Genomic DNA, 12,540 nt, shown 5'->3' on the forward strand with positions numbered 1-12,540 from the left:
GCCGGCGCGCGCGCCATGCCTTTAAACCTTCGCCGGGCCAAGCGCATCCAACCGGTCATGTTCGAGACCACCGCATCGCTGCAGTCCGGCCCCGCCGGCGCCCTCCACGGCGTCGACGACGATGCGCTGGCGCGCGCCGCCGCGAACGGCGACCGGCGCGCCTACGAGTCGATCTACCGCCGCCATGCGCCGCGGCTGTACGCGCTGATCTGGCGCATCTGCGGGCGCCACGAGGCCCGTGCGCAGGACGTGCTGCAGGAGACGTTCCTGCGCGCCTGGCGCGCGCTGCCCGGTTTCCGCTTCGAGAGCGCGCTGGGGACCTGGCTGCAGCGCCTGGCGGTCAACGCGGCGCTGATGGAGGTGCGCGGGCGCGGCGGCCGGGACGATCGCGACGACGGCGACGATGCGCTGGAAGCGCTGCCGGGCACGGCGCGCTGCGTCGGGACCGGCATGGACCTGGAGCGCGCGATCGCCGCGTTGCCGCCGCGCGCACGGGCGGTGCTGGTGCTGTACGAGATCGAGGGCTGGACCCACCAGGAGATCGCCGAGGAACTCGGCATGGCCGTCGGCAGCTCGAAGGCGCAGTTGCATCGCGCCCGCGGCCTGCTGCGCGGATGGCTCGGAGACCCCGCATGAACGAATACGACGATGCATTGAGCGCGCGGCTGCGCGCGTTGCCCCGGGAGAAGGTTCCGCCGGCGCAGGCCTGGGAAGCGGTGTCGCGCGGGCTGGATGCCGCCGCGACGTCGGCGCCGCCTCCGCGGCCGCGCCGCCGCCGTCTGCTCGCAGGCGCGGGCCTGGCGCTCGCCGCCATGCTGGCCGCCGTCGCGGTGCTGCCGCGCCTGTCGCCGCCGCCGCCGGCGCCAGAACCGGAGCCGGAGTTCTCGCACTTGCGCGTGCAGGCCGATGCGATGGTGCGCCAGTACCGGATCGCGTTGCAGTCGCTGCCGGCTGCGCCGGCCATGCCCGAGGTGGCACCTGCGCTGGCCGAGCTGGACCGTAGCGCGGCGGAAATCCGCGCGGCGCTGGACGAGAACCCGGGCTCGGCCTTCCTGGTCGGCCAGCTGCAGCGCACCTACGCCAAGCGTCTCGAACTCACCCGGCAGGCCGCGCGCGACGCGGCGTTCGCCTCGACCTGAAGGACCCGCCATGAAGACCTGTCCGAACTCGTTCCATCGCCGGCTGGCCGCCGCCGTGCTGCTGACCTTCGGCCTGCTGTGCGCTTCGGCGCTGCAGGCGCAGACCCGTATCGACGAGCGCCGGCCGCTGGCCGCGGGCGGTCGCGTGGAGGTGGAGAACATCGCCGGCAGCGTCCGCGTGCGCGGCTGGGACCGCGACGAGGTGACCGTCGCCGGCACGCTGGGCAGCGGACAGCGCCTGAACGTGGATGCCAGCCGCAACCGCGTGCGCATACAGGTGGACTATCCGCAGGGCCGCGCGTCGTCGGGCGCGGACCTGGAGATCCGGGTGCCGAAGGGCGCCGAGCTGGAGGCCTCCACCGTCAGCGCCGATCTGGAGATCGGCGGGATCGACCTGCGCAGCCTGCGGGCCAAGACCGTCAGCGGTCTTCTGCACGCCGAGGGGCGCGTCGGCGAGGCCGCGCTAGGGACGGTGAGCGGCGACATCCGTTCGCGCCTGGCCACCGCCCGCCTCGACGTGGAGACGGTGAGCGGCGATGCGATCGCGGCCGGCGGCGTCGGCGGCGAGGTACAGGCGAAGACGGTATCGGGCGACCTGTCGCTGGAGCTGGGCCGGGTGGAGCGGTTGAGCGCCGAGTCGGTATCGGGCGGCCTCGACGCGCGCGTCGCCGGGCTGGCGCCGGGCGGGCGCATCGCGATGGAGAGCGTGAGCGGGCGCGTCGGCCTGCGGCTGCCTGCCGATGTTTCCGCGCGCCTGCGCATCGAGACCTTCAGCGGCAGGATCGATTCCGCCGCCGGCGAGGTGGAGCGGCCGCGGCACGGGCCGGGGCGCAGCCTGCGCACCCGGCTCGGCGGCGGCGATGGCGACGTGTCGATCGAATCGCACTCGGGCAGCGTGCGGGTGGCGCTGGCCGACTGAGCCGGCCGGCGGCGCCCGGTGCGCGAGCGCGTGGTGCGCGTCAGCCGCCGGCGGCGCGCCGGACCGCGTCGGGCAGCGGCGTGGGGCGGCCGCTGGCGCGGTCGATCCAGACCATGACGACGTGGCCGTCGGCGTACAGCGGGCTGCCGCCGGCGCCGACGATGCGGTGCGAGAGCGTCACGCTGGTGGTGCCCAGCCGCCCGCAGCCGAGCTCGACCTCGATGCTGGCCGGGTAGGGGATCGGCAGCCGGTAGTTCATCTGCACCGCGGCCAGCAGCGGCGCGGTGCGTTCGGTGACCCATTCCTCGCCGAGCGAATCGAACCAGCGGATCCGCGCCTCCTCCAGGTAGGTCATGAAGTTGGCGTTGTTGACGTGGTTGAACGCGTCGAGGTCGCGCCAGCGCAGCTCGATCGGCAGGCGGTACAGCGGGGCAGGGGCGTCGCTCATCGGAACTCCTGGGTCATGCGTCGCGGCCGCGCTTGCGCGGCGCGCCGGTGGTGGTGGAGGCCTTGCGGGCCGGCGTCTTCTTCGCGGCCTTGGCCGTCTTCGTCGCCTTCGCGGGCGGCGCGGCCTCGGCCCGGGCCGCGGTCTCCGTGGCCGCCGCCGGCTCCGGGGTCAGCATCCGCGCGAGGAACTGGCCGGTATAGGACTGCGGCATCGCCGCCACCTGTTCCGGGGTGCCCTCGGCGATGATCCGCCCGCCGCGGTGGCCGCCCTCGGGGCCGAGATCGATCACCCAGTCGGCGGTCTTGATGACGTCGAGGTTGTGCTCGATCACCACCACCGTGTTGCCGTCGTCGCGCAGCTTGTGCAGCACCGCCAGCAGGTGCTCGATGTCGTGGAAGTGCAGGCCGGTGGTCGGCTCGTCGAGGATGTACAGGGTGCGCCCGGTGTCGCGGCGCGACAGTTCCTTGGACAGCTTGACGCGCTGCGCCTCGCCGCCGGACAGGGTGGTCGCGCTCTGCCCGAGCTTGATGTAGCCCAGGCCCACGTCGAGCAGCGTTTCCAGCTTGCGGGCGATCGCGGGCACCGGCTGGAACAGCTCCAGCGCGTCCTCCACGGTCATCTCCAGCACGTCGTGGATGCTGTGGCCCTTGTAGAGGATGTCGAGCGTCTCGCGGTTGTAGCGCTTGCCGCCGCAGACGTCGCAGGGCACGTAGACATCGGGCAGGAAGTGCATCTCCACCTTCAGCAGGCCGTCGCCCTGGCAGGCCTCGCAGCGGCCGCCGCGGACGTTGAAGCTGAAGCGCCCCGGCGAGTAGCCGCGCGCGCGCGCTTCCGGCACCTGCGCGAACAGTTCGCGCAACGGCGTGAACAGTCCGGTGTAGGTGGCCGGGTTGGAGCGCGGCGTGCGGCCGATCGGCGACTGGTCGATGTCCACGACCTTGTCGAACAGGTCCAGGCCCTGGATGTCGCGGTAGGGCGCCGGGGAGTGCGAGGCGCCGTTGATCTCGTTGGCGGCCAGCGCGTACAGGGTGTCGTTGATCAGGGTGGACTTGCCGGAGCCGGAGACGCCGGTGATCGCGGTGAACAGGCCGGACGGGATGGTCAGGTCGACGTCCTGCAGGTTGTTGCCGGCCGCGCCTTCCAGCCGCAGCTGCAGCTTGGCGTTGGGCTTGCGGCGCTGCGCCGGGATCTCGATCCGCTTGCGGCCGGACAGGTACTGGCCGGTCAGCGAGCGCGGCGCGCGCAGCACGTCCTCGAAGCTGCCCTTGGCCACCACCTCGCCGCCATGAACGCCGGCGCCCGGGCCGATGTCGACGATGTGGTCGGCCAGGCGGATCGCGTCCTCGTCGTGCTCGACCACGATCACCGTGTTGCCCAGGTCGCGCAGCCGCGTCAGCGTTTCCAGCAGGCGTTCGTTGTCGCGCTGGTGCAGGCCGATGGAGGGCTCGTCGAGCACGTACATGACGCCGACCAGGCCGGCGCCGATCTGGCTGGCCAGGCGGATGCGCTGGGCCTCGCCGCCGGACAGGCTGTCGGCCTTGCGCTCGAGGGTGAGGTAGTCGAGGCCGACGTCGACCAGGAAGCTCAGCCGCTCGCGGATCTCCTTGACGATCTTGGCGGCGATCTCGCCGCGCCAGCCGGGCAGGCGCAGCTCGCCGAAGAAGGCCAGCGCCTCGCCGATGGGCAGCACCACGATCTCCGGCAGCGGGCGGTCGGCGACGAACACGTTGCGCGCGGCGCGGTTGAGCCGCGCGCCGCCGCAGGCCGGGCACGGGCGCTCGCTGACGTACTTGGCCAGCTCCTCGCGCACCGCGGCCGACTCGGTCTCGCGGTAGCGCCGCTCCAGGTTCGGCACGATGCCCTCGAAACGGTGCCGGCGCTGGCTGCGCTTGCCCGATTCGGTGTAGTAGGTGAAGGCGATGGTCTCGTCGCCGCTGCCGAACAGCACCGCCTGGCGCGCGCGTTCGGAGAGATCCTGCCAGGGCGTGTCCACGTCGAAGCGGTAGTGGCGCGCCAGCGAGGCGATGAGCTGGAAGTAGTAGTGATTGCGGCGGTCCCAGCCGCGCACCGCGCCGGCGGCCAGCGACAGCTCCGGGTGCACCACCACCCGCGCGGGGTCGAAGAATTCGCTCACGCCCAGGCCGTCGCAGGTCGGGCAGGCGCCGAGCGGGGCGTTGAACGAGAACAGGCGCGGCTCCAGCTCCGGCAGCGAGTAGTCGCAGACCGGGCAGCTGTAGCGCGAGGAGAACAGGATCGGCTCGGCGTCGGGCGCATCCAGCGAACGCACCGCGACCATGCCGTCGCCCAGCTTGAGCGCGGTCTCGAACGATTCCGCCAGCCGCTGCTTGAGGTCCTCGCGCACGCGGAAGCGGTCGATCACCGCCTCGATGGTGTGCTTCTGCCGCAGCGCGAGCGTCGGTACGGCGTCGATCTCGTACACCTCGCCGTCCACGCGCACGCGCACGTAGCCCTGCGCGCGCAGCTGCTCGAACACCTGCGCGTGCTCGCCCTTGCGGTCGCGCACCACCGGCGCCAGCAGCATCCAGCGCTGTTCCGGGTCGAGGGTCAGGACGTGGTCCACCATCTGGCTCACCGTCTGCGCCTCCAGCGGGTAGCCGTGGTCGGGGCAGCGCGGGATGCCCACCCGCGCGTACAGCAGGCGCAGGTAGTCGTAGATCTCGGTGATCGTGCCCACGGTCGAGCGCGGGTTGTGCGAGGTGGATTTCTGCTCGATCGAGATCGCCGGCGACAGGCCCTCGATGTGGTCGATGTCCGGCTTCTCCATCACGCTGAGGAACTGCCGCGCGTAGGCCGACAGCGACTCGACGTAGCGGCGCTGGCCCTCGGCGTAGATGGTGTCGAAGGCGAGCGAGGACTTGCCCGAGCCGGACAGGCCGGTGATCACGATCAGCTTGTCGCGCGGCAGGTCGAGGTCGATGTTCTTCAGGTTGTGGGTACGGGCACCGCGAATGCGGATGTAGTCCATCGCCATCGGGTCGTGGATCCGGGTCGTCCCGGCTGGCCTGGCCGGGGAGGTGGGGAGGGGAACGGCCGGAGCCGGAGGCCAATCGGGCAGCCTACCGAGCCGCCGACATGGGGGCAAACCCCGGTTTCGCCAGGGCGGGCCGGGCCATGGGCGGGCATGCGCGGGGTCGGTGCCCCGGTTCCGCGCGCGCCGGGCATGGTGCCGCGGGGCCGTCTCAGCCGATGAGACGGGATTCCCGGCGGCTTGACCCTAAATTCCTGAAAGCACTACAATTCCGCTTCTGTCCAGCCCTGGTGCCGGGCAGCGACCACAATAACTACCAAAGGAAGCATTGGTCATGTACGCAGTCATCGTCACCGGCGGCAAGCAGTACCGCGTGATGGCGGGCGAGACCCTGCGCGTCGAGAAGCTCGAAGCCGAGGCCGGTCAGGAGATCACGTTCGACAACGTGCTCCTGCTGGGCGACGGCGAGGGCGTGAAGCTCGGCGACGCGCTCAAGGGTGCCACCGTCGCCGCCACCGTCAAGGCCCACGGCCGCGCCGACAAGGTCCGCATCATCAAGTTCCGCCGCCGCAAGCACCACATGAAGCGCCAGGGGCACCGGCAGCACTACACCGAAATCGAGATCACCGGGATCAACGGTTCCGGCGACCAGAAGTAAGGAGCAGCAGTCATGGCACACAAGAAGGGCGTCGGTTCCTCGCGCAACGGCCGCGACTCCAACCCGAAGTACCTCGGCGTCAAGATCTTCGGCGGCCAGGCCATCGAGGCCGGCAACATCATCGTCCGCCAGCGCGGCACCCAGTTCCACCCGGGCCCGGGCGTCGGGCTGGGCCGCGACCACACGCTGTTCGCGCTGGTCGACGGCACGGTGGAGTTCGCCACCAAGGGCCCGAAGAAGCGCCGCACCGTGAGCGTGGTGGCCGCCCAGGCCTGAGCCGGGGTCGCCGCGACGATCGGTTCCGGAGAGCCCCGCGGTCCGCGGGGCTTTTCGTTTCCGCGCGGCGCGCAGCGGAGAGCGAGATGACGAGAACCGGGAAGGTGCGAGCGCTGATGGGCCTGCTGGTCTTGCTGGCGGCGTGCGTCGCCGTCGCGGCGCCGCGCTTCGACGACCGGGCGGCGATGTCGCTGCCGGAGACGACGCTGGAGCTGGAGGCGCACTCTTTCGAGTTCGATGCGCCCTCGGCCGCGATGGAGGCGATGCTCGCCGATCCGGCGGACTGGTCGCCGCCGCCACCGCCGGTCCGCATCGAAACCGGCATCGAGTACCTGCGCAGCCTGATCCGGTTCGATCGCGACGGCTGGATCAAGGCCACCGCGCTGAACTGGGACCAGGACGAGGGCTGGACGCTGTGGATGCGGCGTTCGCGCACCGGCGCCGCCGCGCCGAGCGCCATCGATCTTGCGTTGACGCCGCCGGAGGGCAGCGGCGGGGCCCTGTTGTCGCTCGGGGGCGGGACGATCCACCATCCCGATCCGCGATCGCGGGAAATGGAACTCAATACCCGGCGTCCGGGGCAGCCGCCGGAGCGCGTCGTGCGGACCGAACGCCTGGGTGCCGACGGGCGCCTGCTGGGGTGGAGCAGCCGGACGTATCGCGAGGGCGCCGACGTCGAAGACGACGAGTTCGCGATCGTCTCGCGCGATGCGCACGGCCTTGCCGTCCGCGCGCGGCAACTGCGCGACGGAACCTGGTACGACGTATCGATTCGCTACTTCGGCACCGACGAGCGCGGCCAGCCGCTGCGCATGCTGCGGGTGTTCCGGCCGCAGGGCGCGGGCGAAGACGCGGCGCCGGCGCGCGCGGACCTCACACTCTACGGATACCGCTACGACGATGAAGCTCGTTGACGAAGTCGAAATCACCGTGGCCGCCGGCAAGGGCGGCAACGGCTGCGTCGGGTTCCGGCGCGAGAAGTTCATCCCCCTGGGCGGGCCCGACGGCGGCGACGGCGGCGACGGCGGCAGCGTCTGGCTGCAGGCCGACGAGAACCTCAATACCCTGGTCGATTTCCGCCACGAGACGCGCTTCCGCGCGCAGCGCGGCGAGAACGGCATGGGCCGGCAGATGTACGGCAAGGGGGGCGAGGACCTGACCATCATGGTGCCGGTCGGGACCGTGGTGACCAACGTGGCGACCGACGAAGTGATCGGCGATCTCACCGCCCACGGCCAGCGCCTGCTGGTGGCGCGCGGTGGCCGCGGCGGCCTGGGCAACATGCACTTCAAGAGCTCGGTCAACCGCGCGCCGCGCAAGGCCACGCCGGGCGAGGACGGCGAAGAGCGCCTGCTGCGGCTGGAGCTGAAGCTGCTGGCCGACGTGGGCCTGCTGGGCTTCCCGAACGCCGGCAAGAGCACGCTGATCCGCGCCGTGTCCGCGGCCACGCCGAAGGTGGCGGACTACCCGTTCACCACGCTGTACCCGAACCTGGGCGTGGTCAGCACCGAGCCGCACCGCAGTTTCGTGGTGGCCGACATCCCGGGCCTGATCGAGGGCGCGGCCGACGGCGCCGGCCTGGGCGCGCTGTTCCTGCGCCACATCCAGCGCACCCGGCTGTTGCTGCACCTGGTGGAGATCCAGCCGCTGGACGGCAGCGATCCGGTCGACCAGGTGCGGGCGATCGAGCGCGAACTGGCGAAGTTCGACGCCGGGCTGCTCGACAAGCCGCGCTGGCTGCTGGTCAACAAGGCCGACCTGATGCAGGCCGAGGACGCGCAGGCCGAAGCGCGCCGCATCGTCGATGCGCTGGACTGGCGGGCGCCGTGGTTCCTGATCTCGGGCCTGGCCCACGAAGGCACCCGCGAGGTGATGCGGCGCGTGCAGGCCGCGCTCGACGAGCAGGCGCGGCTGGACGCCGAGGAGGCCGCCGCGCGCGGCGAATGAGGGGCCGGCGCGCGCCTGGTTTGCGGGATGCGCGCGCCCGCGGCAGGAACGCGCCTTCGCGCGATCGGGAGCCTTGCGATGCGATGGGACAGCCGTGGCCGCGGCGTGTGCGCGGGCCTGCTGTTGGCTCGCGCGGACGCGTCGGCGTTCCCGTTGCGTGCGGACGACGCGCTGTTCACGGCGACCTGCCCCGGTCGCGGCCGGTCGCCGACACCGCGCCGGGCGGATGCGGCTGATGAGATAGCCGCCTTCGCCTACTTGGCGTGCGGATACGTCTTGTTGGCGGCGTGCTGGATCAGCGCCATGGCCACGGGCGGCACCAGGATCACGCACAATGCCAGTACCGGCGTGGGAATGGCCCGACGCCGGCCAGGGGAGGCGGTCCGCTCGTTCAGGAAGTCCCCCAGCGTCATCAGCACTACCACCAGGCCCAGCGGTACGAACATCCCGATCCACAGGGCCGCCGATGGCGTGAGCAGTCGGGGCGATGCATTCGCCGCGGCGACTTCGCCGTGGATGCGGTAGAGCCAGTAGGCGATGCCGGCCGCCCATGCGATGAGGAGGACGAGCGCCAGGAGCGCCATCGGATGAGCGAGCGTATCGGAGATGCGCGAAGGCCCGAAAAACGACAGCGTCCGCGCCAACGCATAGGTCAGTAGTCCCGCCGCCACGATCAGCGGCGCGCCCGTCGTCATCAGGACCAGCCACGGCGATCGACGTCGTGGCGGCAGCGGCCTGTGATGGGGCGGGGGCGCGTCGTCGAAAGTCAGCCGCTGGCAGGCCAGCAGCACCACGGCAGCGGCGATCAGTGCCGCTACCGAGCCGCCGGCGGCCAAGCTGGCGGCCGACGCCCGCGCCAGTTCGGTCGCGACGGCGACCGGTACGATGGAGGCGACCATCGCCGCCGCGATCAACAGGATGAGCGCGCCGGCGAAATCGACCCTGTTCGCGCGGCCGGTGGAAAGAAAGAAGGCGCCCGCAATGGGGAACACGACGTTCACGGCGCCGAGCGTGGCGCCCAGCAGGCTCGGATACCACGGCGCGAGCAGACTCTGTGGGTTCAGCGCCGCCGGCGCCGCGACGAGGGCACCCGCCGCCAGCACCGCAGCCAGCGACGCCTTTCCGCCGCGCGCCACGACCAGGAAGGCGAGAGCGAGTCCGAGCAATCCCCCGGAGGAGAACATGCTCAAGTAGCCGTAGATCGACCTGCGCTCGGCGTCGGCCGCGATGAGCAGGTGGGGCATGAGCGCGTTCCACCCCTGAACCGCCGATACGGCGAACAAGGTCGCGAAGAAGAACGACCAGTACCTGCGGGTGCTGAGGAAATCGGCGAGCGTCCATTGCTGCGCCGCAGGCCGGGGCTGTTCGGATGGTTCCATTGCCGTCTCTCGCATGCTGTTCGGGTCTGGGCGCCATTCGGGCGTGCTGGCGTGCGTCGCCGTCCTCTCCGGCTCTCGCCGGCCAGGAAGGGGATGCCCGCCGCTGCTGGCTTCACGGGCAGGCCGGGTTGAGGGCGGACGACAGGGCCGAGAAACGCGAACACGCGCGAGGATGGCTGTTCGCTGGCGCGGGACTTCGCAGCGCGTTCGCGGCACCGTCGAGACGAACCTCGTGGGCCTGGGCGATCGAAAAGGATTATGACGATCGCTATAGCGCCATCGCAACCGACGTCGAAGACGCATCGGGACTCTGCGCGGGCGACTGCGCGACTTTTTCGCCGCGGGAACGCCTCCGATCGACCGGGGCGCCGCTGTCGTCCGAAGCCGCGGCCTACGGGATGATCCGCGTGAGCGCCGAGCGGGCGTGCTGGGCCGCCGACAGCGGCGACGCGGCGCCGACGCCGGACGCATTCCGCGGCGAGGATCGGGGGCTGAGGCTTGCGCCGGGCTGGCGGCCGGTCGGGAGGGGCAGCGCAAGGGCGACGGCACGATCCGTGCGTCGGGACCGACGACGCGCGGCGTGGCCGCGCATTCGCCGCGTCGTCGCGCGGTGTCGGTGGGGGCGGGCGCCCGGGAAACGAAAAACCCGGCCGGAGCCGGGTTCTTCGGCGACGCTGGCGCTAGCGAGGCTGCCTCAGGCGGCGGCCTTCAGCGCCTTGATGCGGGCGGTCAGGCGGCTCTTGTGGCGGGCGGCCTTGTTCTTGTGGATCAGGCCGCGGGCGCTGAAGCGATCGAGGATCGGCTGCGCGGCGTTGAACGCCTCCTGCGCGGCGGCGGCGTCGTTGGCGTCGAGCGCCTTGATCACCTTCTTGACGTAGGTGCGCAGCATGGAGCGCTGGCTGCTGTTGCGCTGGTTGCGCACCACGGTCTGCTTGGCGCGCTTCTTGGCGGACTTGATGTTGGCCACGGCGAAATCCTGGAAACTATTGGGGACGGAAACTGGGGTGTCGGCACCCGGACAGTTCCGGGAGTCTTGACAAAGCGAGCAGGAAATTATGCGGGGTCGCGGGTTGCGGGTCAATCGTGTGGATGCGCCGGTTCAGGCGCGCCGGCGCCGGGGCGATCGGTGAGCGCTCCCGACCCGGGCACCGCGGCCCCCGGCGACGCCGGGCCGCCGGACCGCCGCCGCGGCCTGCTGCGCTCCACCGCGGTCTTCAGCGGCATGACCCTGCTGTCGCGGGTGGCCGGCTTCGCCCGCGACATGCTGCAGGCGACCCTGTTCGGTACCGGCGGGGCGATGAGCGCCTTCATCGTGGCCTACCGGGTACCGAACTTCCTGCGCCGGGTGTTCGCGGAAGGCTCCATGGCGATGGCCTTCGTGCCGGTGCTCAACGAGATCAAGGAGCGCGGCGACCGCGCGGCGCTGAAGGACTTCATCGACCACATGGCCGGCGCGCTGTGCGCGGTGGTGCTGGTGGTCTGCGCGGCCGGCATGCTCGCCGCGCCGTGGATCGCGCGGCTGTTCGCGCCGGGCTGGGCCGACCAGCCGGAGCTGCTGGGGCAGGCCGCGCAGATGCTGCGGATCACCTTCCCCTACCTGCTGTTCGTGTCGATGATGTCGCTGGCGGCGTCGATCCTGAACAGTACCGGCCGCTTCGGGCTGCCGGCCTTCACCCCGGTGCTGCACAACCTGACCATGATCGCCGCCATGCTCTGGCTGGCGCCGCGCTTCGCGGTGCCGCCGGTCGGCCTGGCCTGGGGCGTGCTGGCGGCGGGCTTCCTGCAACTGGCGTTGCTGTGGCCGGCGCTGGGCCGGCTGGGGCTGCGGCCGCGGCTGCGGCCCGGTTTCCGCCACCCGGAGGTGCGCAAGGTCGGGCGGCTGATGCTGCCGACCCTGTTCTCCTCCTCGGTGGCGCAGGTGAACCTGATCGTCGGCACCGCCTTCGCCTCGGTGCTGGCGGCCGGCAGCGTGGACTGGCTGTACTACTCCGACCGCCTGATCGAGTTCCCGCTGGGGCTGTTCGGGGTGGCGCTGGGCACGGTGATCCTGCCGCACCTGTCGCGCCGGCACGCGGCGGAGGATGCCGCGGGCTACAACGCCTCGCTGGACTGGGGCCTGCGCATGGCGCTGCTGGCGGGCGCGCCGGCGGGCCTGGGCCTGCTGCTGCTGGCCGAGCCGATCACCGCCACCATCTACAACTACGGCGAGTTCACCGCGCTCGACACCCGCATGGCGGCGATCAGCCTGGGCGCGATGAGCCTCGGGGTGCCCGCCTTCATGCTGAGCAAGGTGCTGGCACCGGCGTTCTACGCCCGCCAGGACACCCGCACGCCGATGCGCGCGGCGATCTGGACGGTGGCCGCCAACGTCGCGCTGACGGTGGCGATCACCACGCCGCTGTGGCTGCGCGGCGTGCCGGGGGCGCACGGTGGTATCGCCCTGGCCACGGCGCTGGCCGGCATCGTCAACGCCTGGCTGCTGTGGCGGGCGCTGCGGCGCAGCGGCCTGTACCGGCCGCAGGCGGGCTGGCTGCGCTTCGCGCTGCGCCTGGCGGCGGCCTGCGCGGCGATGGCCGCGGTGGTGCTGGGCGCGCGCGGCTGGATCGGCGAGTGGACGGCGATCGCGGGGCCGGCGGCGCGGGTCGGCTGGCTGGCCGCGGCGATCGGCGCGGGCGCGGCGAGCTACGCGCTGGCGCTGGCCGCGCTGGGGCTGCGGCCGCGGCACCTGCGGCACTGAACGCGCGTGCGATCCCGGCAGGCCGGCCGCACGCTCTATACTGCCGGG

The 12,540-nt window shown here is 71.8% G+C and carries 12 protein-coding genes; 8 read left to right on the forward strand and 4 right to left on the reverse strand.

Annotated features, from left to right (window positions below; genetic code table 11):
* The first annotated feature begins 57 nt into the window (after nucleotides 1-57).
* The 3 genes from Z164_RS0106280 to Z164_RS0106290 are packed head-to-tail and all read left to right on the forward strand — an operon-like array spanning nucleotide 58 to nucleotide 2,058.
* Nucleotides 58-636, forward strand: a complete 579-nt coding sequence (locus Z164_RS0106280; RefSeq protein ID WP_024889873.1) for an RNA polymerase sigma factor — start codon at nucleotides 58-60, stop codon at nucleotides 634-636.
* Nucleotides 633-1,139 (forward strand): hypothetical protein, encoded by a 507-nt coding sequence (locus tag Z164_RS0106285; protein WP_052338377.1) that lies wholly within the window; start codon nucleotides 633-635, stop codon nucleotides 1,137-1,139. Before Z164_RS0106280 ends, Z164_RS0106285 begins: the two co-directional genes overlap by 4 nt.
* A gap of 10 nt (nucleotides 1,140-1,149) precedes the next feature.
* On the forward strand, nucleotides 1,150-2,058 hold the full coding sequence (locus tag Z164_RS0106290) for a DUF4097 family beta strand repeat-containing protein (RefSeq protein ID WP_024889875.1): 909 nt from the start codon (nucleotides 1,150-1,152) through the stop codon (nucleotides 2,056-2,058).
* A 40-nt stretch (nucleotides 2,059-2,098) separates the two neighbouring features.
* Here the strand turns inward: Z164_RS0106290 and Z164_RS0106295 are convergent, their stop codons facing one another.
* Nucleotides 2,099-2,506: an acyl-CoA thioesterase gene (locus Z164_RS0106295; protein WP_024889876.1), complete on the reverse strand. Its 408-nt coding sequence runs from the start codon at nucleotides 2,504-2,506 to the stop codon at nucleotides 2,099-2,101.
* Nucleotides 2,507-2,519: 13 nt separating this feature from the next.
* Nucleotides 2,520-5,498: an excinuclease ABC subunit UvrA gene (uvrA, locus tag Z164_RS0106300; protein WP_024889877.1), complete on the reverse strand. Its 2,979-nt coding sequence runs from the start codon at nucleotides 5,496-5,498 to the stop codon at nucleotides 2,520-2,522.
* 331 nt (nucleotides 5,499-5,829) lie between these two features.
* On the opposite strand from uvrA, the gene rplU reads away from it, so the two are divergent.
* From rplU to cgtA, 4 genes are all read left to right on the forward strand, one after another.
* Nucleotides 5,830-6,153 carry a 50S ribosomal protein L21 gene (gene rplU, locus Z164_RS0106305; RefSeq protein WP_024889878.1) on the forward strand — a complete coding sequence of 108 codons (324 nt, stop codon included), beginning with the start codon at nucleotides 5,830-5,832 and terminating at the stop codon, nucleotides 6,151-6,153.
* A gap of 12 nt (nucleotides 6,154-6,165) precedes the next feature.
* Complete coding sequence (gene rpmA, locus Z164_RS0106310; RefSeq protein ID WP_024889879.1) at nucleotides 6,166-6,429, forward strand: 50S ribosomal protein L27; 264 nt, start codon at nucleotides 6,166-6,168, stop codon at nucleotides 6,427-6,429.
* Nucleotides 6,430-6,515: 86 nt separating this feature from the next.
* Nucleotides 6,516-7,343, forward strand: a complete 828-nt coding sequence (locus Z164_RS0106315) for a hypothetical protein (protein ID WP_152540871.1) — start codon at nucleotides 6,516-6,518, stop codon at nucleotides 7,341-7,343.
* Entirely contained in the window at nucleotides 7,330-8,376 is a 1,047-nt protein-coding gene (gene cgtA / locus Z164_RS0106320; protein WP_024889881.1) for an Obg family GTPase CgtA, read from the forward strand. The genes Z164_RS0106315 and cgtA overlap by 14 nt, the downstream gene beginning before the upstream one ends.
* Nucleotides 8,377-8,630: 254 nt before the next feature.
* Here cgtA and Z164_RS0106325 read toward each other — a convergent pair whose 3' ends face one another.
* Both Z164_RS0106325 and rpsT read right to left on the reverse strand, forming a co-directional pair.
* Complete coding sequence (locus Z164_RS0106325; protein WP_024889882.1) at nucleotides 8,631-9,755, reverse strand: hypothetical protein; 1,125 nt, start codon at nucleotides 9,753-9,755, stop codon at nucleotides 8,631-8,633.
* Nucleotides 9,756-10,449: 694 nt separating this feature from the next.
* On the reverse strand, nucleotides 10,450-10,722 hold the full coding sequence (gene rpsT, locus Z164_RS0106330; RefSeq protein WP_024889883.1) for a 30S ribosomal protein S20: 273 nt from the start codon (nucleotides 10,720-10,722) through the stop codon (nucleotides 10,450-10,452).
* Nucleotides 10,723-10,947: 225 nt separating this feature from the next.
* Between rpsT and murJ the strand changes: the two genes are divergently transcribed.
* Nucleotides 10,948-12,492: a murein biosynthesis integral membrane protein MurJ gene (gene murJ, locus Z164_RS0106335; RefSeq protein WP_043689502.1), complete on the forward strand. Its 1,545-nt coding sequence runs from the start codon at nucleotides 10,948-10,950 to the stop codon at nucleotides 12,490-12,492.
* Nucleotides 12,493-12,540: the final 48 nt, after the last annotated feature.

The organism is Luteimonas huabeiensis HB2, from assembly GCF_000559025.1.
Lineage (GTDB): Bacteria > Pseudomonadota > Gammaproteobacteria > Xanthomonadales > Xanthomonadaceae > Luteimonas > Luteimonas huabeiensis.